Genomic DNA, 22,015 nt, shown 5'->3' with positions numbered 1-22,015 from the left:
CGCCGGTCACTCACTTAAAAACTACGGTTGCAAGGGCAGTAACGGGGGTCGACGAACCGTCGACGCTCGCCGTATCGAAACCCTTACTCTCCGGAGGCCGGTCCGAACAGGTATGAGCAACGACGCCGTCAGTCCCGAGGAGGTCCGCCACGTCGCGGAACTGGCCCGCGTCGACCTCGCGGACGGCGAGGTCGACCAGTTTACACGACAGTTCGCGGACATCCTCGAGTACTTCGAGACCCTGGACGAAGTGCCGGAGGTCGACCGCGACGCCGACCTCGCGAACGTGATGCGACCGGACGAAGCGCGCGACTCACTGGACAGCGACGAGGCGCTACGAAACGCCGCCGAGACCGAGGACGGCTACTTCAAGGGGCCGAACGTTTCCTGATCATGGCGGAGAACATCTTCATTACCGAGGAGACGATCGAGGGAGCCGACGACGGCCCCCTCGCCGGCCGAACCGTCGCAATCAAGGACAACATCTCGACGGCGGACGTTCGAACCACCTGCGGCTCGGCGATGCTCGAGGAGTACGTGCCGCCGTACGACGCGACGGTGGTCTCCCGTCTGAAAGAGGCGGGTGCGACGATCGTCGGTAAGGCGAACATGGACGAGTTCGGCATGGGGTCGACGACGGAGACTTCCGCGTTCGGGTCGACGGACAACCCCGCCGCGCCCGGTCGCGTTCCCGGCGGCTCGTCGGGTGGCTCCGCGGCCGCGGTCGCCGCGGGCGAAGCGGACCTCGCGCTCGGGTCGGACACCGGCGGCTCGATCCGGTGTCCTGCCGCGTTCTGTGGCGTCGTCGGTATCAAACCCACCTACGGGCTCGTCTCGCGATACGGGCTGGTCGCCTACGCCAACAGCTTAGAACAGATCGGGCCGTTCGCCGACTCCGTCGAGGACGCAGCCGCGTTACTCGACGTGATCGCCGGCCCGGACGAGCGCGACGCGACGACGCGCGAGCCCGAACCGAACGGCGAGCGAACGAGCTACGCGGAGGCGGCGACGGGCGACGTCGACGGCCTCTCGATCGGCGTTCCCACGGAACTGCTCGAGGGAGCCGACGACGGCGTCCTCGAGACGTTCTGGGACGCACTCGAGGGACTCGAGGACTGCGGCGCGGCGTATCACGAGGTGTCGCTGCCGTCGGTCGAACACGCCGTCGAGGCCTATTACGTGATCGCGATGTCGGAAGCGTCTTCGAACCTCGCACGGTTCGACGGCGTCCGGTACGGCAACTCCGGCGGCTACGACGGCAACTGGAACGAGGTGTTCTCGGCGGCCCGCAGGGAAGGGTTCGGCGACGAGGTCAAGCGACGGATCCTGCTCGGCACCTACGCCCTCTCGGCTGGCTACCACGACAAGTACTACAAGAAGGCACAGGACGCTCGAGCGTGGGTCAAACAGGACTTCGACCGGGTACTCGACGAGGTAGACGTTTTGGCTTCGCCGACGATGCCCGTTCCTCCTTTCGAACTCGGGGAGAGTCTCGACGACCCGCTTCAGATGTACCTCGCGGACGCGAACACCGTCCCGGTCAATCTCGCCGATCTGCCCGCGATTTCGGTCCCTGCAGGCGAGACCGATGGACTACCGGTCGGGTTGCAATTCGTCGGACCGGCGTTTGGCGAGCGCCGGTTGATCGAAGCCGCGAGCGCCCTCGACTGATACGGTTGGTACTACTACCGCCCACCGGTCGTGTCAGGAGATAGATTTTTGTACGCCGACGAACTCTAGGAAACTAGCACGGTAACAGGTCGGTCCCGTTCATGAAGATTGCACGAGATCAAGAGGTCGCGTTCGACGAGTTCTCTCGAGCGTGCGATCTCGTCGACGATTACTTCGGCCAGACGATCGACGAGGTCGCGCTACACGCACCGGTGTCCCGCCGTCAGCTGGTCGCAGTGTTGGCCCGGGCACAGCTGACCGGCCGACAACTGGCAGTCGACGGACTCACCGAAGAGGGAAACGTCGTCTACCGGTCGGCCCACGAGACGTTGTTCTGGTACGACGCAGGGTTCTGGTCTGCGATGGGCGACCGCCACAACCTTTCTGCCGACGAGAGTCGAGCCGCACGGGAAGTTCACAGACGAATCATCGAAGTCATCGACGGCGACGTTTCCTACTACAACCGCGAACGGGATCCGTTCGTTCTGATCCAGCGATTGGGCGACTCCGATTGAGTGTTCCCGAATTCGTCGACGTGATCCGGAGACCGTCTCCTCGAGCACCACGTGATATCTGTGAGAGTTTCCACTATTAGGATCAAAGCCGGTTGTACGGTGTATATGGGCCGTTGCACGTCGGTTTCGCTAGAACTGCAGATGGGACGGTTCCGGGAGGTCTACAACCGGTCCCGGTCGCGGTCTCCGGTCGCTCGGTTCGACGGATCGTGTTATTCCTCGTACGCGAGGTTCATGATCCACTGGGAGAACGCGTCGCTGTTCGGATCGACCTCTTCCTCGCCGATAAACGGCGAGAGCATGTCTCCGGCCATCAACAGCGTGAAATCGAGGTCTCGGGCCGTCGGAGTGATGTAATAAGTGTTGTGACCGGCGTAGACAGTCTCCTCACGATCGACGAGTTCCTTCTCGACGAGGGACTCGACGATACGACTTCCCTTGCGCGAGGAGACGTCGAGTTCCTTCCAGAAATCGCTCTGGTGAATGCCACCGGTCTCGCGAACGAGTTCGAGGCCGGCGCGCTCGTCCTCGGAGAGTTCGGCTTCGATCGCGGCAACGCTCACGGCGACCACCTCTCCGTGCTCAGCGCTAGGGGCGGGAGTGCGTCCATGTGCGTATGAGAGACAGGGAGCCGCTTAAATGTGCCCTTCGATGTCGGTCACGACCGACCGATCGAGTTCGACCGGACGGTAGGTCGTCCGGCAGGGCGGTCCCGGTGCGAACCGGTAGGTCGTCGTCTCGCCGACTGCGAGTAGCGACGACGACCGCGTTCCGAACCCGTCCCCGTGGAGACAGACGCCGTACTCGTGATCGCCCAGCACGTCGCCGGCTCGCTCGAGCCACTCGGTCACCGACTCACCGGGCTCGGATCCCGTCGCGGTGTCGGGAGACAGTTCACGACGGACGGTCCGGGCGTTTGCGGCCTGTTCCCTGGCGGCGTCGGCTCGAGAGGCGGGGACGGTGACGTCGTCGTCGACGGCGACGTTGACCACGACGTGAACGCCGGGATCGAACCTCGTCACCGACAGCTCGCCGTCCCACCGGTAGCAAGCGGCGTCGTCGGCGTCGGCGATTACGAGGAAAAAGCCGTCGTACTCGTCGGCGGTCGTTGCTTCCTCGACGATCGACCCCGCTTCGGCCGCCGACTCCGCCTCGAGGACGTCAGCGACGAGCAATCCGCGCGAGCGTTCGCCGGCGAGATCGGCGTCGGTCCACCCGTTGGTGACGCCGGCGAAAACGCCGAACCCGTTGTACCCGATCCAGGTGCCGCCGACCTCCGCGTCCGCCGGCGCGACGACGAGGGGGTCGTCGTCGTACACGCCGGGAGGGGACGAGTCGCGCTCGAGCGATTCGTCCCGATTGGCGGCGACTGCGACCGGGGCATCCTCGAAAACCTGCCAGGCGAGTGCAAGGGTACACACGTGTAGATCGACGGCTCCCAGCGGTTTAATTCTCGCTTTGTCGGTAGTCGGCTCCGCCGCCTTCCCAGCGGATCATCGCGGCGAGTCGGAGTTGATCGTCACTGGGAGTCGGAATTGATCGTCGCTATGAGTCGCGGCTGGTCCTCACGGCGAGTTCTCGACGGTGAGCGTGACGGTCACGTCAGCACCGTCGGCGAGGGCTTCGACGAGGGTGCGATCGAACCCGTCGGCCGCGAACTCGGCACCGAGGAGGATCGTCCGTTCGTCGACGTACTCGCTCGTGCGGCCGACGGCGCTGCGTTCGCTTGTGAACTCGAGGGCTGGATCGCCACGTCCTTCGACCGAGTCGCGGTGGCCGTCGGCCTCGAGCGTGACGGTGATCGTCGCATCGGCGTCCCGACAGGCCTCGACGAAGGCGGGATCGAAGTCGGCCGGCGACCGGTCGGCCTCGATCGCGAGGATGCAATCACCCGCGGGGGTGAGGTAGTCGTCGGTCGTCACCTCGAACGTGCTCGCGTGTTCGGCCCGGACGTTTTCGTGGCCGCGGGCGTGGATGATCTCCTCCATACGACGACGTTCACCGCCGGGCGGAAAACGTCCGCGAAAATCGGCCACGAGTGTCCGCGAATTCGATCGCGTTCGATCGGAGCGGCAGTAAAAGGGGCTCGAGAGTCGAATACGAGACCGCTCGAGGGTTAAACCAGACTCGCGCCGTCGAACTCGCCGCGACGGTACTCGATGTCCATCAGGTCGAGGATCGTCGGCGTGATGTCGAAGAGGTCGGCCTCACCGATGGACGCGTCCGGGTGATCGATGTACAGCGCCGTGTCGTCGAAGCTGTGCATCCCGTTTCGCGGTCCCGTATCGAACACGTCCGAATCGGCTTTGAACCCGGATTTCAGGTCGAAGCCGTGGTTCGGAATCGCCACCAGATCGGGTGCGATGTCGTCGTGGTCGCCGCGGAACGCCTCCTCTTTCTCGACGACGCGCTCGACCACGTTCCGTCCCTCCGGCCCCTCGAGCGCCTCGAGGTCGGCTCTGAGTTGATCGCGGACGTCGTCGTACTCGTCTTCGGGGACGGTGCCGCGAGGTTCCCGGCCCTCGAGATTGATGTAAAACCGGCCGGGGATAAAGGAGTAGGCTCTCGTCTCGTCGGCGATGTCGCCCAGTTCGGTGGGTTCGTCGGTGTTGAACGAGAGCCACCCCTCCTCTCGAAGCCACTCGTTGAAGTGGACCTCGTAGTCGAGGGTGGTAAATCCGTGATCGGAGGCGACGATCAGGGTGACGTCGTCCGGGAGGCTCTGGCGCAGGCGGCCGATGTAGTCGTCGACCTTGCGGTAGAACTCGAGGAACTCCTCTTTGTACTCGCCGTCGCGCTCGTAGTCCTCGAACAGGAAGTGATTGACCCGGTCGGTCGTCATGAACACGCCGAAAAACAGGTCCCAGTCGTCTTGCTCGAAATAGTGTTCGAACGCCTCGAACCGCGCGTCTATGGTTTCGTGGGCGTCCTCGATGAACGCAGTCTTGTCCGCCTCGTGGCCGAGTTTCGGATCGACGTCGATCCGATAATCGATCGACTCGAGGTACTCGCGGACGTCGTCGGGGAAGGCGGCCTTATCGAGACCCGACGAGAGGAACCCGGAGACCATCCGCTGGACGGTTCGCTGTGGCGGAAACGTGACGGGAACGTTCATCACCGTCGCTCGTCGGTCCGCCTCCTGGACGTGATCCCAGACCCGGTCGGCCTGCACGTCGTTGCCCATCGGGACGTAGGTGTCGTAGGTCCCGATCTCCCGGTCCTGAAAGCCGTAAACGCCGGTCTCACCGGGGTTTTTCCCGGTCGATAACGACGGCCAGCAGGCGCTCGATTCGGGGGGAACGATACTCGAAATTTCGCTCGCTGTCCCTTCGTCTGCGATCGCTGCAAAGTTCGGGAACAGTTCCTCGTTCTCCGACAGGAGACTGTACGGCACTCCATCGACTCCGATAAACGCGACCCGGGGAGTTTCCTCGCCCCGTAATCGGTCGAACAGGCCCATGGGCGGTCGTAGTTCGACCGCATACAAGAAGGTTCGTTTCGAGAAACTGTTTTGAGAAAATGCGGGAACGGACGGCACGATTCCCGACATCCGGTGGGGTCACGACTCGCTCCCGGTTTTACCGCGAGATCGATACGAGAGAACGTATGCGGGGAGACGGCGGAAATCCGATCACTCGTCTCGTCCGCTCGGGGCGTCCGGATCGAAGTTGGTTGGAACGACGGTCGGGTGAGCCAACCCGACGCGTTGATCCTCCCTGTCACCGGTTTCTGTCGGGTCGTGGACGGACGGATCGGTTGCTGCCATAACGAGTGAATCTACGAGACTGACCCGGATAAAATTACCCATGCTCATAATGCATGAGGAAACGCGGTGAAATAACTCGAGTGAATCGGCGGTCGAGTTAGGTGAAGTCGAATTACCCGAAGTGTTGCTCGTAGAGATCCTGTGCGTGTTCGATCGCGTCGTATGCGGCCTGTCGGTCCTCCCAGCCGAGGGTTTCGACTTCTTTGCCTTCCTCGAGATTCTTGTAGGTCGCGAAGAACTCGTCGATCTCCTCACGCTGCTGTCGAGGAATGTCCTCGAGATCCTCGATGTGATCGAAGCGGGGATCTTCGGTGGGGACGGCGATGACTTTGTCGTCCTGTTCGCCGTCGTCGTCCATCTTCATCAGTGCGACGGGGCGAGCCTCGATGACACAGCCGGGGAACGTCTGGTCCTCGACGAGGACGAGTACGTCGAACGGATCCTCGTCGTCGTAGTACGATTGCGGGATGAAGCCGTAATCGCTCGGGTAGTGGACGTTGCTGTGCAAGACGCGGTCGAGAACGACACCGGGGACGTCCTTGTCGTACTCGTACTTATTGCGCTCGCCCTTGAGACACTCGACGACGGCATAGATCTCTTCTGGCGGATTCGGTCCGGTTTCGAGGTCTTCCCAGAGATTGACCATGTACCTGAGAATCTGTCGTGGATCAAAAAGTACTTTCGTAATCACGTTCGAACGGTAATTGACGGCTACCAGACAGCCGACAGACGCGACCGGACGGGGACCGTTCGGCCGCCACCAGCGGTTACACACCGCCTGGCCGCCTCAGAAACCAAATAGTTGGCAAGTCTTAAATAGTCTGGTGACATTTACAGAAGTATGTCAGAGGCACAATCAATCACCGGCGAACAGAGCATTGCACGTGAACTTACCGCGTTCCAGACCAACATCCTCACCATCCTCGCGAAGGAACCGATGTACGGGCTGGCGATCAAACGCGAACTCGAGGAGTACTACGGCACCGAGGTGAACCACGGTCGCCTCTACCCGAACCTCGACGAACTCGTCGAACTCGGACTGGTCGAAAAGAGCGAACTCGACAAGCGAACGAACCAGTACTCCCTGACCGACGACGGCTACGACGCCGTCCTCGACGGCGTCCGCTGGACGCTCTCGAAGGTCGTCACCGGCGACGACCGCGCGGACGAAATCCGCGACATCGTAGACGAAAGCTACTGAAGCGTACGGGTGGTCTACCGAACCCGGAACTCGGGCACCGGTTCGTCGACCTCCTCGTACACCAACTCGATCGATTCTTCGACGGCGTCACGCTGGGCACGTGACGGCCAGGCGTTGCGAACGAAGTACTCGGTGAGAAACTCCGAAAGCTCCGGTCCCGTCAGCGAGTCGATCCGCTTCGCGTAGTGATTGCCGACGAAATCCGCGAGCGCGGCCGCATTTTCGCCGTGAACCTCGCCGTAGCGCTCTCTGACACGCGCAGCGAGTTCGCGGTTGTGAGCGTCGACTGCGTCCCAGTCGTCGGGATCGCCGGTCCCCTCGAGGGCCACTTCGACCGCTCGTGAGAGGTCATCGATCCGGTCCGGGTGGACGACGCCGTCTTCGTGCCACTCCTCGGGATGGACGACGAGCACCGCGTCGCCGTCGTCCTCGCGGATCCGGGCAGTGAATCCGTACTCCTCGAGGAGCGCGTCCCGGCGTCGCCTGCGGGCACGCCGCTCGTTGTCGTCGGTCGCCGTTCGCTCGAGACGGGTGAGGCGTTCGGCCTCCTCGACGACGGCATCGGATAGTTCGTCGTCCCCGCCGTTTCGGTCGTTGTCGACGCTAATCCCGTTGGCTTCGCCCTCGTCCTCAGTCTCGGCACCGTCGTCCGCGTCGCGGACCTCGACGCGTTCGGTCGTATCGTCCGCGCGGCCGAGATCTTGCCCGTCGAAATCACTCATGAGTGGGTGTTGTGTCGCGAGCGTTTTTCCCTTGCCGATTCGGGCCACGTCGACAGCCGTCGTCTCGCCGGCCGATCACCGCTCGTCTAGCGCTTCGTTTGCTAGCCGGTCCGCGCGGTCGTTCACCTCGCGCGGGACGTGCTCGAGGCTCCACTCGTCGAAGTTCGCGAGCAGTTCGTGGACGGTGACGCGTTTCTCGCGGAGTTCGGGGTCGTTGGTATTGTACTCGCCGCGAACCTGTTTGACGATCAGTTCGGAGTCTCCGCGGACGTCGACCTCGTCGTAGCCGTAGTCGCGGGCCGCCTCGAGTGCCGTGATGAGCGCCTCGTACTCGGCCTGGTTGTTCGTCGCGCGACCGATCGTCTCCTTTCCTTCGGCGACGATCCCCTCGCTCGTGACGATCACCCAGCCGATCCCCGCTGGACCGGGATTGCCGCGCGCGCCGCCGTCGAAGTAGACGTGTGCACGACCGCCGCCGTCCCGAAGCACCGCTTCGAGGTCCCGCGGGGTGTCACCCTGTACGACGACTTTGTCGTCGTAGGCGACTGCCGTTGCGCCCCCTCGGCTCGCTCGCCAGCGCTCGTGGTCGGTGTTTCCGGCTTCGACACTCACGCCCGCACCCTCGAGGCGCTCGCGCGCCGCTTCGACGTCACATTCGATAACCGGCATCCGTTGTCCATCGCCGATTTCCGGATAAAGTCTTTCCGGTTTTTAATCGGAAACTACAGCTTTGACCGCCTCTACTGCCAGTATTTCGCGGATAACCGCTAACGGAGAAAAACAGAGTCCAAGGGTTTATATACTATGGTGATACTACTATAAAAGTGCGATGACACGGTCCACCCGCCAGCGGGAGCGAACGCGTGAGACGGACGAGACTGAGGATCAGGAGGGAGTACGTGCGTGTCCCGAGTGTGAATCGGATAATCTCGTTAAGGACTCTGACCGGGGTGAGCTCATCTGTGAAGACTGTGGGCTCGTCGTGGAAGAAGAGAAGATAGACCCCGGTCCGGAGTGGCGGGCGTTCAACCACCAGGAACGGCAGGAAAAGTCCCGCGTCGGCGCGCCGACGACGCAGACGATGCACGACAAGGGACTGACGACGACCATCGACTGGAAGGACAAAGACGCCTACGGTCGCTCTATTTCCTCGAAAAAACGCAGCCAGATGCACCGGCTGCGAAAGTGGCAAGAACGCATCCGAACGAAAGACGCCGGCGAACGAAACCTTCAGTTTGCGCTCAGTGAAATCGATCGCATGGCCTCCGCACTCGGGGTGCCACGGTCAGTGCGCGAGGTCGCGTCGGTTATCTACCGGCGCGCGCTCAAAGAAGACCTCATCCGCGGTCGATCCATCGAGGGCGTCGCGACGTCGGCACTGTACGCCGCCTGTCGCAAAGAAGGAATTCCACGAAGTCTCGAAGAAATTTCGGAAGTCTCACGCGTCGAACGAAAAGAGATCGGTCGGACGTATCGGTACATCTCGCAGGAACTCGGCCTCGAGATGCGACCCGTCGATCCGAAGAAATACGTCCCGCGCTTCTGTTCTGAACTCGAACTGTCCGAAGAGGTCCAGACGAAAGCAAACGAAATCATCGAGAAGACGGCCGAGGAAGGGCTGCTCTCGGGCAAATCACCGACCGGATACGCCGCAGCTGCGATCTACGCTGCCTCGTTGCTCTGTAACGAGAAAAAGACCCAGCGCGAGGTCGCAGACGTCGCGCAGGTCACCGAAGTAACGATCCGGAATCGGTATCAAGAACAGATCGAAGCGATGGGCATTCACGGCTAGACGCGTCTCCGTACGCACCAGTCATTTTTTGACACCGAAGACGACGCCGGCAGACGCGAGTACTCAGAACCGCCGGATCGGTGCGACAGTCGAGTCGGCGACTGAATCGATACGCAACTCGGTAGATGACCGGATCAGTACGCAACTCGAGTCGACGGCTGGATCGATGTAGTGTTCGGGAGCTACAGATCGTCACCGTTTTCGTCGGCGGCTTCGTCACCGTTTTCCGGTTCGTCGTTTAGCTCCTCTTCGTCGTCCGGATCGGCCGGTTCGTCGTTCGCCGGCGTTTCCTCCTCTTCTTCGCCCGGACCTTCCTCGCCACAACCCGCGAGTGCGGTTACGCCAACTGCTGTGCCTATCGTGATCATTCGGCGACGTGTAATCGTACGCTTCATCGTCATCGGACCCGAATCCACGGGGAGCCAAGATACCGGGGCTCCGTTTCGGCGGTCAACGCGTGTTATATTCGCAGCGAGCGTCGAAGAGACGAACACGGCGAGGAGGACGAACGACGACTGTCAGACGGGTCACACTCTCCTGGAAATACGGCGGCGGTCACGGCTATCCGGTCTCTCACACAACGGTCGCTTACGGGTACGTAACAGCGACAGTTCCCGAAAAACCTGTCCCGACAGCGAGGTGCTCGAGCGTGAACGAGACTGGACGGGGTCAAACCACCGGTCCGACGGCGCTTGCGGTGACCGTCTTTCGGTCGCGACCGGCGATCACTCGTCCTTGCCGACGCTGATGACCTGCAAAAGCGAGTAAACGGGGACGTCGTCGACCGTTTCGATGCCTTGCTTGTCCGCCAGAACGACGCAGGCGAGGGGCTCTCCACCCTCGGCGCGAATCGCCTCGATCGTTTCGCGCATCGTCGTTCCGCTCGTGATGGTGTCGTCGACGACGTAACACTCCCGGTCCCGGATGGTCGCGAAATTCCGGGAGAACGTCCCGCCGAGGTCTTCGATGTCGCCTTCCTCCCACTGGTGTTTCGCCGGCGTGTACGTCCCCAGGTCGGTCTCGAGTTCCCGCGCGACGAGCGTCGCGATCGGCCCGCCGGCTTTCTCGATGCCGATCGTCAGGTCGACGTCTTCTCCGTGTTTGGCGAGGAGATCGGCCATCGCGGCGGCGATGTGACACATCCGTCCGCTGTCGCGGCCGATCGCGGACCAGTCGACGTGGATGTCCTGTGGTTCGCCGACGGACCGATCCTGCCCGCTCGGAGCCGGTTCGTCCACCGAGGCCGCGTCGCTTCGTTCGACGAGCCAGCTCGCGGTTTCCCTCGAGACGTTCAGTTCGTCCGCGATCTCCCCCTTCGACAGCCCTCGCGTTTCGAGCTCTGCGGCACTCTCGATCAGATCGTCGACGTTCTTCATACCGGCGAGTTCGCGCGCTGATTTTATAGACGTGTCGTCGTTCGACGAGTCGAGTGTACCGATTGGACGAATCGAGCGTAGCGATCGGTCCTACTGTCGACGGCCTGACAGACGAAACCCTTCTACGGTCGCCGTTCGAGGGTAGGGATAAGATGGAGCGATACGATCTCGTCTACCGCCTCTACGACGAGTACGATACGGAGACGTTGCGGGAGTACCAGGAGTTCGTCGACGTCTTTCCGGCCGTCGACTCCCGGGTGGCACTCGAGCACTGGCAGGGTGCGACCGAAGAACTCGAGCACCGCAAAGACGAGATCCGATCGAATTTCGCGACCGGAGAGACGTTCGCGGAGGTCGCCGCCCGGGCCAACCGCGATCAGGCGTTTACGGCGCTCGACCTCGAGGCGAAGTACGGACGGGCCGTGAACGTGCTCGTCCTCGACGTCGACGAAACGCTGCGATCGGCGGGAGGGACCGACAACGAGATTCCACGAGAAACGCTGTACATGCTGACGGAGTTTCACGACGCCGGCGTCCCGATCGTCATCTGTACGGGCCAGACCTTAGAGAACGTCAAGGGATTCGCGATTCAGGGACTGGGTAGCGAGATCGTCCACTCGGGCGATCTCTCGATCGTCTACGAGGCGGGGACGGGCGTGTTCACCCCGGGCCACGGCGCGCAGACGAAACAGTTGCTCTACGAGGATTTGGACGACGGGATAAGGAGCGTCTTCGACGAAGTGCGATCGCGCGTCCTGCCCGAAGCCCCCGAGACGCTCCGGCGGGGCTGTCACCTGCAGGGTAACGAGTTCAACGTCACGATGAAACCGAACTACGAGACGGGGTCCTCGAACGCCCGCGAGGTTATCGATGAGGCGCTGGTCTACCTGATCGACCTGCTGGCCGACGCGGTCGGGACGACCCTCGAGTTCGACGCTGGCGAAGACGCCACTATCGGTGGGAACGACGAGACGGTCCGGGACTGGACCCGAGCGTTCTACGCGGCACAGGACCCCGAAATCAGGGGCGTACTCGAGGGCGAGGGAGCCTACCCGGATCTCGATACCGACGCCGTTCCCGACGCTCTCGCCGACGTTTTAGAGCGCATCGACGTCGCCTACTACGAGGCCGACGCCGCGGAAATAGGCAGCCTCGAGTTGAACAAGGTCGCCGGCGTCGAACGCGCGCTCGACGTCCTCGGCGTCGACGATCCGTTCGCGCTCGTGATGGGCGATTCGAAAAGCGACCTCCGCGTGATGAAGTGGGTCGCAGAAAACGACGCCGGGATCGCAGCAGCGCCGGAACACGCCTCCCAGGACACCCTCCAGCACACCCTCGAGACTGACGAACTCGTCTTCGATCAGGGAAAGAGCGTGGACGTGTTGCGGACGGTGTACGCGCTCAACCGACTTGCGCGACTCGGTTGACAGCCTCCCGAAACCTGGCGAGTACGCTCGCCTCCGAGATCGCCTACGGCCCCGCCGATCCGAAGCCGACAGTATATTTTTCCCGACCGCGTACCGACGTCCGTGACCGACTACGACGCCATCGTGTACGACTTAGACGGAACGCTCGTCGACCTCGACGTCGACTGGGACGCGGTCGCCGCCGACGTCCTCGGGGTGTACGACGCCGCGGACGTCGATCCACAGAGCAGGGATCTGTGGGACATGCTCGAGGACGCGAGCGAGGTCGGCCTCGCCCGCGAGGTCGAGTCGACGATCGCCGCCCACGAACGCGAGGGTGCGCCGACGTCGCCACGGCTGGCTCACGCGGAGGAGTTACTCGAGCGGACGGTTCCAGTCGGGGTCTGTTCGCTCAACTGCGAAGCGGCCTGTCGGATCGCCCTCGAGGAACACGACCTGAGAACCGCAGTCGACGTCGTCGTCGGCCGCGATACGGTCGCGACCAGAAAACCGGATCCCGAACCGTTGCTCTGGGCCGTCGAGGAACTCGACGCGTCGCCCGGGGAGACGCTGTTCGTCGGCGATTCGCCTCGAGACGAACTGACGGCCGACCGGGCGGGAACGGCCTTCGAGTACGTCGGCGACTGAGACGGTTTACTAGAAGTCATTTCCGGAGACCGGGGCCATCTCGCGGTCACGGGTGAACCGGTACAGCAATTCGGCTCAGTCGCCGTGTGTTCGTTTCGCGTAGACGAAGACGAGTATCGACGTGACGAACCAGATCGGTGCGCCTACGCGGATCGCGAACTCCGCTCGAGCGCCCCACGTCGGGAGATCGGCAGACGTCGAGAGGACGGCGACGATCGGCGCGCCGACCAGAATCGTCGTGACGAAGGTGACCTGCATCACCCAGCCGAAATCGACGCCGTCCGGAGAGGTGGTTTCGACGGGTTCTGGCACAGGTGATACTCCCGACCCGCTCCTCTTAAGCCTCGCGGGACGAGTCGCGCTCGAAGATGGGTCTCACTCGAGCGACGTCAGAAACCCCTCGACGGCGTCGTTGAACGTCTCCGGCCGCTCGAGCATCGACAGATGGCCCACATCACTGATTTCGACGGCGTCACAGTCGGGAATCTCGTCGGCGAGGTACTCGTGGTACCACGGTGGCGTCAGCCTGTCGCGCGTCCCGTAAATGACGAGAGTCGGAACGTCTATCTCCTCGAGACGGTCGCGGACGTCGAACGTGTGACAGGTCAGAAAGTCGCGGCGCGTCACTGCCTGTCCGCACTCGTACATCGTCTCGACCGACCGGTCCCGAAGCTCCGGATCCGGATCGGCGAAGAAACAACCCGGTTCGTGGAGGAACTCGACCGCGCGGTCGAAGTCGGTCTGGAGCCACGTCAACAGGTCGTCGAGCACCCCGAGTCGCGCACCCGTTCCGGTCAGGATCACGCCGTCGAGGTCGACGTCACGCTCTAAGAGGACGTGCAGAGCCACGGCACCCCCGAGCGATCCACCGAGAAGGGTTCGTGACTCGGTCGCGTCGACGACGGCGAGCACGTCGTCCGCGTAGGCCGAAAGCGTCGAGTATCCCGGTGTCGCGTCGATATCGTCGGACTCACCGTGACCGCTGAGATCGAGCGAGACGACGGGTGCGTGGTCGGCCAATCGCCGCTGGAACCGCCACCGATCGCGTGATCCGCCACTGCCGTGGATACAGCAGAGTGGGGGTCCAGCCCCGCTGCGGGACGTAACGTCGTAGGCCGTCTGCCGGCCATGGTGTGTTACCGCATCCATACGTCCACGAACGGGAGGTACCCGCATAAAGACTGGTCGCCGATTTCGACAGGTCCGGGCTGACCCTCGGTGGCGGCCCGGGCGGTGGCTAACCCACACGATCGGATCCGGTCGATCCGTGAACTGCGAACAACGGTCTTTTCCGGATCGTACCGCCCTCGACGACTCGACCAGGGAAACAATTATATACTTTGGACGCTTACTTCTGGTTAGTTATACCATGAAACTCGATCGATTTACCACCGAAACGGACGGGCCGGTCCGCCGCTACGAGTACGACGATAGCTCGATGCTGGCGGTCGACTTCGGCCCGCGACACGACGCGTCCGTCGACCTCGTCGACGGCACCGTCATCGTCGTCGACGGCGACGACCAGTACGAACTCGAGCTCCCCCAGGGTGCAGGTGACGCGCACACGTTTATCAAAAACGGCGTGCTCACTGTCGAAGTGGAGGCCGACCAATGAAACTCACCGTCAAACCCCTCAAGCAAAAGGACGCGGGTCGTGGACTCGCGGCGATCGACCGCGTGTCGATGCGCGAACTCGACCTCGAGAACGGGGACTACATCGTCATCACTGGAAACGGGGACGAACAGGCCGTCGCGCGCGTCTGGCCGGGATACCCCGAGGACGAGGGGAACGGAATCGTCCGTATCGACGGCCGCCTGCGCCAGGAGGCCGACGTCGGGATCGACGACCGCGTGACGATCGAACGCGCGGACGTCAAGCCGGCCAAGTCGGTTTCGGTCGCGCTCCCGCAGAACCTCCGGATCCGGGGCGACATCGGTCCGCTCGTTCGTGACAAACTGAGCGGTCAGGCCGTCACCGAGGGCCAGACAGTGCCGTTTTCGCTCTCGTTCGGCCCGATGGCGAGTTCGGGACAGTCCGTTCCGCTGAAGATCGCGAGTACCTCGCCGAGCGGGACGGTCGTCATCACCGACTCGACGAGTATCGACATCTCCGAGACGCCCGCCGAGCAGGTCAGTACGGCCGGCGGCCCCTCCGCCGAGGGCGTGCCGAACGTCACCTACGAGGACATCGGCGGCCTGGACGACGAACTCGATCAGGTTCGCGAGATGATCGAACTGCCGATGCGCCACCCCGAGTTGTTCCAGCAACTCGGCATCGAGCCGCCTAAAGGCGTCCTGTTGCACGGTCCGCCCGGTACCGGGAAGACCCTGATGGCGAAAGCGGTCGCCAACGAGATCGACGCCCACTTCGAGACGATCTCCGGTCCGGAGATCATGTCGAAGTACTACGGCGAGTCCGAAGAGCAACTGCGTGAGGTGTTCGAGGAAGCCGAAGAGAACGCCCCGGCGATCATCTTCATCGACGAACTCGATTCGATCGCCGCAAAACGCGAGGAAGCCGGCGGTGACGTCGAACGACGCGTCGTCGCACAGCTCCTCTCGCTGATGGACGGCCTCGAGGAACGGGGTCGCGTCACCGTCATCGCCGCGACCAACCGCGTCGACGACATCGACCCCGCGCTTCGCCGTGGCGGCCGCTTCGACCGCGAGATCGAGATCGGCGTCCCGGACAAGGACGGCCGCAAGGAGATCCTGCAGGTCCACACCCGCGGCATGCCCCTGACGGAGTCGATCGATCTCGACCGCTACGCCGAGAACACTCACGGCTTCGTCGGTGCCGACCTCGAGTCGCTGGCCCGCGAGAGCGCGATGAACGCCCTGCGGCGCATCCGTCCCGAACTCGACCTCGAGTCCGAGGAGATCGACGCCGACGTCCTCGAGTCGCTGCAGGTCACCGAACGCGACTTCAAAGACGCCATCAAGGGGATCCAGCCGTCGGCCATGCGCGAGGTCTTCGTCGAGGTGCCCGACGTTACCTGGAACGACGTCGGCGGCCTCGAAGGAACGAAAGAGCGCCTTCGCGAGACGATCCAGTGGCCGCTCGACTACCCCGAGGTGTTCGAGGCGATGGACCTCGAAGCGGCCAAGGGCGTGATGATGTACGGCCCGCCGGGGACCGGCAAGACGCTGCTGGCGAAAGCCGTCGCCAACGAGGCCGAGTCGAACTTCATCTCGATCAAAGGCCCCGAACTGCTCAACAAGTACGTCGGCGAATCCGAGAAGGGCGTCCGCGAAATCTTCGAGAAGGCCCGGTCGAACGCACCGACCGTGATCTTCTTCGACGAGATCGACTCGATCGCCGGCAAGCGCGGTCAGCGCCAGGGTGACTCCGGCGTCGGCGAACGCGTCGTCTCCCAGCTCCTGACCGAACTCGATGGCCTCGAGGAACTCGAGGACGTCGTCGTCATCGCGACGACGAACCGGCCGGACCTGATCGACTCGGCGCTGCTCCGTCCGGGACGTCTGGACCGTCACGTCCACGTTCCGGTCCCCGACGAGGGCGCTCGGGAGAAGATCTTCGAGGTCCACACCCGGAACAAGCCCCTCGCCGAATCCGTCGACCTCGCGGAACTCGCGAGCGAGACCGAGGGGTACGTCGGTGCGGACATCGAGGCGGTCTGTCGCGAAGCGTCGATGGAAGCGAGCCGCGAGTTCATCAACTCGGTCGACCCCGAGGAGATGCCGGACACCATCGAAAACGTCCGGATCGGCAGGGAACACTTCGACCACGCACTCGAGGAGGTCAACCCGAGTGTCACTCCCGAAACGCGAGAGCGCTACGAGGAGATCGAAGAGGAGTTCGATACGGCCGAACCGGGTCAGGAAGAGGATCAACTCGGCCGAACGTTCCAGTAACCCGGCCGAACGCTCCGGTACCACCGCCACCGGACCTCGCTAAGAGCGCGGCGCGGACACCGATTTTCTCGCGGACCGTTTTCGCCGGGCTCGAGGATACGATCCGTCTCATACGGTTTGCTATGACTGATTGCCGGTCGATCGCCCACATTTCTGCGCTCGATCGGTGAGGACTTACAGCAATCCGCATCAGTCGTCGTCAGTAGCAGGCTCGTCGTCGCCGACTTTCCCGGTCGACGCTCGATCCGGCGACCGCCTGGAAAGAAGCACGACGGCGATACCCGTCCCGACCAGTGCGATCGCCGACAGCGACGCGAAGAAAGCGGTAAGCGAGGCGTAATCGAGGAGGAGGCCGCCGACGGCGATGTTCAACGCGCCGAGGCCGAACATTCCCAGGTAGGTGTAGCCGTAGGAGAGCCCGCGCGTCTCGGCGGGCGTGTAGACGGCGACGGCCTCCTGATAGAACGGCTCGATGGCGAACAGGAAAAACCCGAGCGCGCCACAGTAGGCCACGATTGCGACCACGCCCATCGACGAGACCGGGATGAACGCGACCGCCAGTCCCGCGAGAACGACGAAGACGACGGCCAATCCCCGCGCGACGGCGACCCGACTCGTCAGCTTCCCGGCGACGTACTGTCCGGCCATGCCGGCGACTAGCAGTCCGACGTAGACGTAATCGCCGAGGGAGAACTCCTCGAGTCCGGCCGGCGGCTCGATCCGCGCCATCGCCGGCAGTCCGTGGAGGATCTCCGGTAGATAGGTGAGAACGCCGCGGTAGTAGAGCCCGACGGCCGTTACGACCGCGAACACGAGGAAGAACGAACTCGCGAACAGCCCACGGGAGTTGGAGACGAACTCAGCGCCGGAAAGCGATCCGGCTGCGTCGGCCGCCGAGTCGTCCTCGGTCGCGGCGGTCGGGTCGAAGTTCACGCGCAGGCCGTAGATCGTCACGAGGACTCCCGGAACCGCGAGTGCGACCGCGACGAGTCGCCACTCGAGGACGAGCAGTAGGCTGGCAGTTACGAACGGGCCGAGCGCGATGCCGAGGTTGCCCGCGATACCGTGGCGGGCGAAGACCGTCCCCCGGTTTTCGACGCCGGTGCTGATGAGCGCGAGTCCGGCAGGGTGATAGACACTCGCAACGACGCCCCAGCACAGCAGGCTCGCCGCAACGGCGTGGATCGACGGCGCGAGCGCGAGCGAGGCGAACGAGACGCTCATCCCGGCGAGACACCACAGGATGAGTCGCTTCGGTCCGTACCGATCGGTGAGCAACCCCGCCGGGAGCGATCCGAGACCGAACGGGGCGTAGCCGAGCGCGACGACGATGCCGACGACGACGACCGACACGTCGAAGACGTCGAGCCAGACGACGAGGAAAATCGGAATCGCCAGTTCGAAGGCGTGGACGACGCCGTGTGCGAGCATCGTAAACGTCGCGATCGATCGGTCGTTCTTCGGGAGCGTCATCTGTCGGGATAGGTACCGGACCGTACAGCCGATCCCGTCCCGGCACGTCCCGTCACGAGTTCGAGAGCGATCGGACGGCGTTACGAGTACGGGGGCTGGGTGGAGTTACGGCGTAACCGTCGAGGATTCGTCTTCGACAGCCTCGAGGACCTCCGCGGCGTGACCGTCGGGTGAGACGCCCTCGTAGACGGCCTCGATCCGTCCGTCGGGACCGACGACGTAGGTGTTGCGGAAGACGCCGTCGAACGTGTTTCCGAACATCTGTTTTTCCCCGTAGGAGTCGTACAACGTCGCGACTTCGCCGTTTTCGTCCGAAAGCAAGTCGAACGAGAGATCGTACTCGTCGGCGAACGACTCGAGGTCAGAGACGGGGTCGTCGCTGATACCGACGATCGATGCGTTTTCGGCGTCGAACTGCGGCTTCGCGTCGTCGAACTCGCAGGCTTCCGTCGTACAGCCTTCGGTGTTCGCGCGCGGATAAAAGTACACGACGAGTCGTCCATCGAAATCGGATCGATGGACGATCTCGCCGTCCTGATTCGGAAGGGCAAACTCGGGTGCGTGGTCACCGACGTCGAGCATATCCCCGTGTTAGAGGGGAGGATGGTATATGTTGCGATAGCAGCCCTGTGGATGGGTCAACCGGCCGACTGATGCGATCGGCAGGCGTCACTCGAGCGGTTCGGCCGCCTCCTGTTCGACGAGCGGCGTCGCGTTCCGTTCCGGAAGCGTGACGACGTCGTCGCTGGAGAGTGTGTACTCGCGGTCGTCGACGCCGAGGATCGAACCGACGTCGCGCGTGATCTTGACGGTGACGCGATCGACGTCGTCGGCCGCGTTTGCCGACGAGTCGCCGGTCGTTCGATCGTCGGAATCCGGACCCCCGGCACGACCGCTCTCCGGTTTCGAATCTCGAGACGGCGTCCCCGCCGGTTCGGTGCCGGAACTGCCGTCCGTGCTGGGATCGTTTTCGGGACGTGGATCGGCCTCGAAATCCGATTTCACGCCCGAGGGCTGATCGTCGTCCGGGCTAGCGGGTTGGCTCCCGCCCATGACGTCAGCCGGGGTGATCGAACTCGACTCCTCGCTCCCGTCCGAACTCGTCGTCTGGGGTTCGGCCTCGGGGTCCGGCGGCTCCTGTGGCGGTGGCGTCGGCGTTTCATCTGCAGATGGACGCGGCGTCTCGGACGGTGGCTGGTGGCCGGACTCGGACTCGACGCCGGTGGCGGTTTCCGTTTCGACCGCACCGGAGTCCGCCTTTGCGGGATCCGCGCCCGTCTTCGCTTCGGGGTCGGTTTCCCCCTCGCGGTCGGCCGCCCCTGCCTCGGTCGCGTTCGGTTCTGCGTCGACGGCCGCTGGATCGGCCCCCTCGAGGACGTCGAGGACGCGGGTCTTGTTCGACTCGATGCGGTCGACGAGGTCGTCGAAGAGGTCGACCTCCTCGGCCGTCAACCCCTCGTCGTCGGCCGGCATCCCGGCAGCCGCGAGACTCGCCTGTTTGACGAGTTTCCCCATCCGTCGTTCGTAAACCGCCTCGACGACGTCCTTCGCGGTCTCGATCTCGTCGGTGAGTCGTCCGACTTCGGGCGACGAGAAGGGATCGTCCGCCTGCTCCGCGACGCGATCACGCTCGTCCTCGAGGTCGGCGATGTACTCGCCGACTTCCTGGTAAAACGAGGGGCGAAGGTTCTGGAGGCTGTCTTTCTGGCGCTCCTTGCTCTGGACCGAGCGTAGTTCGTCGAGATTCATTCTTTTTCCTTCTCAGCCCTGCCGCGTGCCATCAGGAACACGCCGACGTACTCCTGAACTGACTGGTCGCCCTCCGGGACCGTAAAGATATCGCCACCGAGTTCGATCTCGCCGCCGTCGGTTACGTCGACGGCGATCTCCTGGCCCCGGAACGTCTCCGGGACTGCGTCGACCAGCGGATCGAAGTCGTCGATCTCGTCGCGTTCGAGTCGGACCGTCTCGAGCCCGCTTCCGCCGTGGAGGCTCCCCGGAAGCCGGATGAGCCGGTTCGTATCTGTCGTCACCGGTTCGTCGATCGGTGCGCCGTCCCGCTCGACCGCCTTCGTCGCGAACCGTTCGGCGAGCTGTGCGACCGCCGTGTGTACCGTCACGTTGCCCGCCTCGAGCCCGTCGCGATTGTTTCTGGCGGCGTTCAACGTCGCCTGTGCCTTCCCCTCGCCGATGCCGTCGAACTCCTGGAGTCGCTCGAGTGCGGCCGCTTCCTCGAGTTCGAGTAACTCGTCGACGAACGACATGAAGTGAGTGTGCGTTCGAGCGCCCCACCCGCCGCCGGTTCGGAGCAGTCGCCGTTCGGTCGGCGTCTTTCGGCCGAGTCCGGCGACGGTTTCGGTATCGATCAGCTCCTCGAAGTCCAGTCCGATGCCGCGGACGTAGTCGACGATTTCGCGACGGTGTTCGCGCTCGAGGTGGCGGACGTCGTCGTCGCGAACGTGGACGTGATACCCTCGTCCGCCGGAGAAGACGACTTCCAGCTCCTCGAAGGCGAAGTCGTCCTCGAGAAACTCGAGCAGCCGCAAGAGCGCGTCTTTACACTTCGCGAGCATCTCGCCGTAGGAGTCCTCGCCGAGGGTCACGCTCGGGAGGTGGTCGGCGTCGAGGTCGAAAACGAGGTCCGCGGACTGCCAGTCTTTCGCGCTCATCGAACTCGCGCCGGGGTCCCGGAACCGGCCCGCAGAGAAGTAGACGTGTCGCGGTCGCTTCCGGACGAGAAACTCCGAGAGGTCGCCCAACTCGAGCAGCGAACGGTGTCGAACCATCGTCGTTCCGGGACCGTCGGTCCAGGGAATAAAGCCCCACTCGCGTTCGTTGGCCGCCGGCGGTGGGGTGATCTCTACGCGGCGGTAATGGTCGCGAAACCGCCCACGAAGATAGGCCCTCGTTCGCTCCTCCATACGACTCGAGTAGTCGTGAGTGGGGGCGTATAATCCTGCCGAATGTTCGAGGGCGGCGCTTATCTGCGCATCAGTTCCGAGATACGCCCGGTAATTCCGACGTCGGAACCGAGTTTGAGGTAGTAGGCGTCTCCGCCGTCTTCGTAATAGTCGTCGATCCGCCGTTTGATCTCGAACCCGAGGTGTTCGTAAAACTGGAGGGCGTTGTCGTTGCTCGTGCGGGCGTGACAGGTAATCGTCTCGTGATCTTCGGCGACGCGAGCGACCAGTCGCTTTCCGATCCCCTCCCCACGACACTCCTGGCTGACGGCGAGAAAGAGGATATACCCGTCGCGGCGGACGGCGGCGAACCCGATCAGTTCCCCCTCCTGGACGTAGCAGTGGACCGTCGAGCGACGATACGCGTCGGTGAAGAAGTCGTATCGCTGTTTGAGTACGCCTTCCTGGCGGTTGATCGTTTCCTTGAGCTGCCAGGCTTCGTCGACGAAGTCGTCACTCCCCGGGGTGACGACTCGACTGTCGATGTTGACGCTCACTACCACACCCTACCATCGTCGCCAATATAATTCCACCGGCGGTCGCCGCTCCGTAACGTCAGACGCAATCGACATGTCCGAGACAGGTGTTCGCAACCGTTCGTGGGGGTTG

The 22,015-nt window shown here is 63.3% G+C and carries 26 protein-coding genes; 9 read left to right on the top strand and 17 right to left on the bottom strand.

Translation table 11 applies throughout. The features are described 5' to 3' along the window. The first annotated feature begins 112 nt into the window (after positions 1-112). From gatC to EA473_RS06560, 3 genes are all read left to right on the top strand, one after another. Positions 113-391, top strand: a complete 279-nt coding sequence (gene gatC / locus EA473_RS06570; protein ID WP_124194870.1) for an Asp-tRNA(Asn)/Glu-tRNA(Gln) amidotransferase subunit GatC — start codon at positions 113-115, stop codon at positions 389-391. 2 nt (positions 392-393) lie between these two features. Then, positions 394-1,671 (top strand): Asp-tRNA(Asn)/Glu-tRNA(Gln) amidotransferase subunit GatA, encoded by a 1,278-nt coding sequence (gene gatA / locus EA473_RS06565; RefSeq protein ID WP_124194869.1) that lies wholly within the window; start codon positions 394-396, stop codon positions 1,669-1,671. A 101-nt stretch (positions 1,672-1,772) separates the two neighbouring features. Further along, positions 1,773-2,186: a hypothetical protein gene (locus EA473_RS06560; RefSeq protein ID WP_124194868.1), complete on the top strand. Its 414-nt coding sequence runs from the start codon at positions 1,773-1,775 to the stop codon at positions 2,184-2,186. Positions 2,187-2,398: 212 nt separating this feature from the next. On the opposite strand, the gene EA473_RS06555 is transcribed toward EA473_RS06560, so the two are convergent. From EA473_RS06555 to EA473_RS06535, 6 genes are all read right to left on the bottom strand, one after another. Then, on the bottom strand, positions 2,399-2,749 hold the full coding sequence (locus tag EA473_RS06555) for a helix-turn-helix transcriptional regulator (RefSeq protein WP_124194867.1): 351 nt from the start codon (positions 2,747-2,749) through the stop codon (positions 2,399-2,401). 72 nt (positions 2,750-2,821) lie between these two features. Further along, entirely contained in the window at positions 2,822-3,607 is a 786-nt protein-coding gene (locus EA473_RS06550; RefSeq protein WP_124194866.1) for an NRDE family protein, read from the bottom strand. A gap of 144 nt (positions 3,608-3,751) precedes the next feature. After that, positions 3,752-4,174 carry a DUF371 domain-containing protein gene (locus EA473_RS06545; RefSeq protein WP_124194865.1) on the bottom strand — a complete coding sequence of 141 codons (423 nt, stop codon included), beginning with the start codon at positions 4,172-4,174 and terminating at the stop codon, positions 3,752-3,754. A 128-nt stretch (positions 4,175-4,302) separates the two neighbouring features. Further along, a complete protein-coding gene (locus EA473_RS06540; protein ID WP_124194864.1) occupies positions 4,303-5,646 on the bottom strand; it encodes an alkaline phosphatase family protein in 1,344 nt (447 codons plus the stop codon). Positions 5,647-5,817: 171 nt separating this feature from the next. Continuing rightward, complete coding sequence (locus tag EA473_RS23025; RefSeq protein WP_279387649.1) at positions 5,818-5,952, bottom strand: hypothetical protein; 135 nt, start codon at positions 5,950-5,952, stop codon at positions 5,818-5,820. A gap of 112 nt (positions 5,953-6,064) precedes the next feature. Then, the gene (locus EA473_RS06535; protein ID WP_124194863.1) at positions 6,065-6,598 is read right to left on the bottom strand and encodes an inorganic diphosphatase; all 534 of its coding nucleotides are present in this window, start codon (positions 6,596-6,598) and stop codon (positions 6,065-6,067) included. 195 nt (positions 6,599-6,793) lie between these two features. On the opposite strand from EA473_RS06535, the gene EA473_RS06530 reads away from it, so the two are divergent. Then, on the top strand, positions 6,794-7,153 hold the full coding sequence (locus EA473_RS06530) for a PadR family transcriptional regulator (RefSeq protein ID WP_124194862.1): 360 nt from the start codon (positions 6,794-6,796) through the stop codon (positions 7,151-7,153). A 14-nt stretch (positions 7,154-7,167) separates the two neighbouring features. On the opposite strand, the gene EA473_RS06525 is transcribed toward EA473_RS06530, so the two are convergent. Together EA473_RS06525 and rnhA are read right to left on the bottom strand one after the other, a co-directional pair. Beyond that, entirely contained in the window at positions 7,168-7,875 is a 708-nt protein-coding gene (locus EA473_RS06525) for a DUF7108 family protein (protein WP_243645199.1), read from the bottom strand. Between the two features lie 75 nt (positions 7,876-7,950). Next, complete coding sequence (gene rnhA, locus EA473_RS06520; protein WP_124194861.1) at positions 7,951-8,544, bottom strand: ribonuclease HI; 594 nt, start codon at positions 8,542-8,544, stop codon at positions 7,951-7,953. A 160-nt stretch (positions 8,545-8,704) separates the two neighbouring features. Between rnhA and EA473_RS06515 the strand changes: the two genes are divergently transcribed. After that, positions 8,705-9,667 (top strand): transcription initiation factor IIB, encoded by a 963-nt coding sequence (locus EA473_RS06515; protein ID WP_006108914.1) that lies wholly within the window; start codon positions 8,705-8,707, stop codon positions 9,665-9,667. Between the two features lie 182 nt (positions 9,668-9,849). Here the strand turns inward: EA473_RS06515 and EA473_RS06510 are convergent, their stop codons facing one another. Together EA473_RS06510 and gfcR are read right to left on the bottom strand one after the other, a co-directional pair. Then, the gene (locus EA473_RS06510; RefSeq protein ID WP_124194860.1) at positions 9,850-10,035 is read right to left on the bottom strand and encodes a hypothetical protein; all 186 of its coding nucleotides are present in this window, start codon (positions 10,033-10,035) and stop codon (positions 9,850-9,852) included. Between the two features lie 357 nt (positions 10,036-10,392). Next, positions 10,393-11,043: a transcriptional regulator GfcR gene (gene gfcR / locus EA473_RS06505; protein ID WP_124194859.1), complete on the bottom strand. Its 651-nt coding sequence runs from the start codon at positions 11,041-11,043 to the stop codon at positions 10,393-10,395. 152 nt (positions 11,044-11,195) lie between these two features. Between gfcR and EA473_RS06500 the strand changes: the two genes are divergently transcribed. Continuing rightward, positions 11,196-12,470 carry an HAD family hydrolase gene (locus tag EA473_RS06500; RefSeq protein WP_124194858.1) on the top strand — a complete coding sequence of 425 codons (1,275 nt, stop codon included), beginning with the start codon at positions 11,196-11,198 and terminating at the stop codon, positions 12,468-12,470. Between the two features lie 102 nt (positions 12,471-12,572). Continuing rightward, on the top strand, positions 12,573-13,097 hold the full coding sequence (locus EA473_RS06495; protein WP_124194857.1) for an HAD family hydrolase: 525 nt from the start codon (positions 12,573-12,575) through the stop codon (positions 13,095-13,097). Between the two features lie 75 nt (positions 13,098-13,172). Here EA473_RS06495 and EA473_RS06490 read toward each other — a convergent pair whose 3' ends face one another. Both EA473_RS06490 and EA473_RS06485 read right to left on the bottom strand, forming a co-directional pair. After that, a complete protein-coding gene (locus EA473_RS06490; RefSeq protein ID WP_124194856.1) occupies positions 13,173-13,409 on the bottom strand; it encodes a DUF5822 domain-containing protein in 237 nt (78 codons plus the stop codon). Between the two features lie 63 nt (positions 13,410-13,472). Continuing rightward, positions 13,473-14,246: an alpha/beta fold hydrolase gene (locus EA473_RS06485; RefSeq protein ID WP_124194855.1), complete on the bottom strand. Its 774-nt coding sequence runs from the start codon at positions 14,244-14,246 to the stop codon at positions 13,473-13,475. Between the two features lie 220 nt (positions 14,247-14,466). Between EA473_RS06485 and EA473_RS06480 the strand changes: the two genes are divergently transcribed. After that, positions 14,467-14,712 (top strand): DUF7127 family protein, encoded by a 246-nt coding sequence (locus EA473_RS06480; protein WP_124194854.1) that lies wholly within the window; start codon positions 14,467-14,469, stop codon positions 14,710-14,712. Then, positions 14,709-16,973, top strand: coding sequence for a CDC48 family AAA ATPase (locus EA473_RS06475; protein ID WP_124194853.1), 2,265 nt, complete (start codon positions 14,709-14,711; stop codon positions 16,971-16,973). Before EA473_RS06480 ends, EA473_RS06475 begins: the two co-directional genes overlap by 4 nt. A 189-nt stretch (positions 16,974-17,162) precedes the next feature. On the opposite strand, the gene EA473_RS06470 is transcribed toward EA473_RS06475, so the two are convergent. The 5 genes from EA473_RS06470 to EA473_RS06450 form a co-directional block, all read right to left on the bottom strand. After that, on the bottom strand, positions 17,163-18,446 hold the full coding sequence (locus EA473_RS06470) for an MFS transporter (RefSeq protein ID WP_124194852.1): 1,284 nt from the start codon (positions 18,444-18,446) through the stop codon (positions 17,163-17,165). A 105-nt stretch (positions 18,447-18,551) separates the two neighbouring features. After that, positions 18,552-19,028, bottom strand: a complete 477-nt coding sequence (locus EA473_RS06465) for a peroxiredoxin (protein WP_124194851.1) — start codon at positions 19,026-19,028, stop codon at positions 18,552-18,554. An 87-nt stretch (positions 19,029-19,115) separates the two neighbouring features. Beyond that, the gene (locus EA473_RS06460; protein ID WP_124194850.1) at positions 19,116-20,195 is read right to left on the bottom strand and encodes a hypothetical protein; all 1,080 of its coding nucleotides are present in this window, start codon (positions 20,193-20,195) and stop codon (positions 19,116-19,118) included. Next, positions 20,192-21,367, bottom strand: coding sequence for a DNA primase small subunit PriS (gene priS, locus EA473_RS06455; RefSeq protein ID WP_124194849.1), 1,176 nt, complete (start codon positions 21,365-21,367; stop codon positions 20,192-20,194). The genes EA473_RS06460 and priS overlap by 4 nt, the downstream gene beginning before the upstream one ends. 59 nt (positions 21,368-21,426) lie before the next feature. Then, positions 21,427-21,903, bottom strand: coding sequence for a GNAT family N-acetyltransferase (locus EA473_RS06450; protein WP_124194848.1), 477 nt, complete (start codon positions 21,901-21,903; stop codon positions 21,427-21,429). Between the last annotated feature and the right edge of the window lie 112 nt (positions 21,904-22,015).

Origin of the sequence: Natrarchaeobius chitinivorans, from assembly GCF_003841505.1 — an archaeon.
Classification (GTDB): domain Archaea; phylum Halobacteriota; class Halobacteria; order Halobacteriales; family Natrialbaceae; genus Natrarchaeobius; species Natrarchaeobius chitinivorans.
This window is presented reverse-complemented; position numbering and strand designations above follow the sequence as displayed.

Bases quoted from the DNA above. Each gene is read 5' to 3' on its own strand.
- EA473_RS06560 (WP_124194868.1), top strand. From the start codon at position 1,773: ATGAAGATTGCACGAGATCAAGAGGTCGCGTTCGACGAGTTCTCTCGA.
- gfcR (WP_124194859.1), bottom strand. From the start codon at position 11,043: ATGAAGAACGTCGACGATCTGATCGAGAGTGCCGCAGAGCTCGAAACG.
- EA473_RS06465 (WP_124194851.1), bottom strand. From the start codon at position 19,028: ATGCTCGACGTCGGTGACCACGCACCCGAGTTTGCCCTTCCGAATCAG.
- EA473_RS06480 (WP_124194854.1), top strand. From the start codon at position 14,467: ATGAAACTCGATCGATTTACCACCGAAACGGACGGGCCGGTCCGCCGC.
- EA473_RS06510 (WP_124194860.1), bottom strand. From the start codon at position 10,035: ATGATCACGATAGGCACAGCAGTTGGCGTAACCGCACTCGCGGGTTGT.
- EA473_RS06460 (WP_124194850.1), bottom strand. From the start codon at position 20,195: ATGAATCTCGACGAACTACGCTCGGTCCAGAGCAAGGAGCGCCAGAAA.
- EA473_RS06485 (WP_124194855.1), bottom strand. From the start codon at position 14,246: ATGGATGCGGTAACACACCATGGCCGGCAGACGGCCTACGACGTTACG.
- rnhA (WP_124194861.1), bottom strand. From the start codon at position 8,544: ATGCCGGTTATCGAATGTGACGTCGAAGCGGCGCGCGAGCGCCTCGAG.
- EA473_RS06515 (WP_006108914.1), top strand. From the start codon at position 8,705: ATGACACGGTCCACCCGCCAGCGGGAGCGAACGCGTGAGACGGACGAG.
- priS (WP_124194849.1), bottom strand. From the start codon at position 21,367: ATGGAGGAGCGAACGAGGGCCTATCTTCGTGGGCGGTTTCGCGACCAT.
- gatC (WP_124194870.1), top strand. From the start codon at position 113: ATGAGCAACGACGCCGTCAGTCCCGAGGAGGTCCGCCACGTCGCGGAA.
- EA473_RS06535 (WP_124194863.1), bottom strand. From the start codon at position 6,598: ATGGTCAATCTCTGGGAAGACCTCGAAACCGGACCGAATCCGCCAGAA.
- EA473_RS06530 (WP_124194862.1), top strand. From the start codon at position 6,794: ATGTCAGAGGCACAATCAATCACCGGCGAACAGAGCATTGCACGTGAA.
- EA473_RS23025 (WP_279387649.1), bottom strand. From the start codon at position 5,952: ATGGCAGCAACCGATCCGTCCGTCCACGACCCGACAGAAACCGGTGAC.
- EA473_RS06545 (WP_124194865.1), bottom strand. From the start codon at position 4,174: ATGGAGGAGATCATCCACGCCCGCGGCCACGAAAACGTCCGGGCCGAA.
- EA473_RS06525 (WP_243645199.1), bottom strand. From the start codon at position 7,875: ATGAGTGATTTCGACGGGCAAGATCTCGGCCGCGCGGACGATACGACC.
- gatA (WP_124194869.1), top strand. From the start codon at position 394: ATGGCGGAGAACATCTTCATTACCGAGGAGACGATCGAGGGAGCCGAC.
- EA473_RS06540 (WP_124194864.1), bottom strand. From the start codon at position 5,646: ATGGGCCTGTTCGACCGATTACGGGGCGAGGAAACTCCCCGGGTCGCG.
- EA473_RS06500 (WP_124194858.1), top strand. From the start codon at position 11,196: ATGGAGCGATACGATCTCGTCTACCGCCTCTACGACGAGTACGATACG.
- EA473_RS06475 (WP_124194853.1), top strand. From the start codon at position 14,709: ATGAAACTCACCGTCAAACCCCTCAAGCAAAAGGACGCGGGTCGTGGA.
- EA473_RS06470 (WP_124194852.1), bottom strand. From the start codon at position 18,446: ATGACGCTCCCGAAGAACGACCGATCGATCGCGACGTTTACGATGCTC.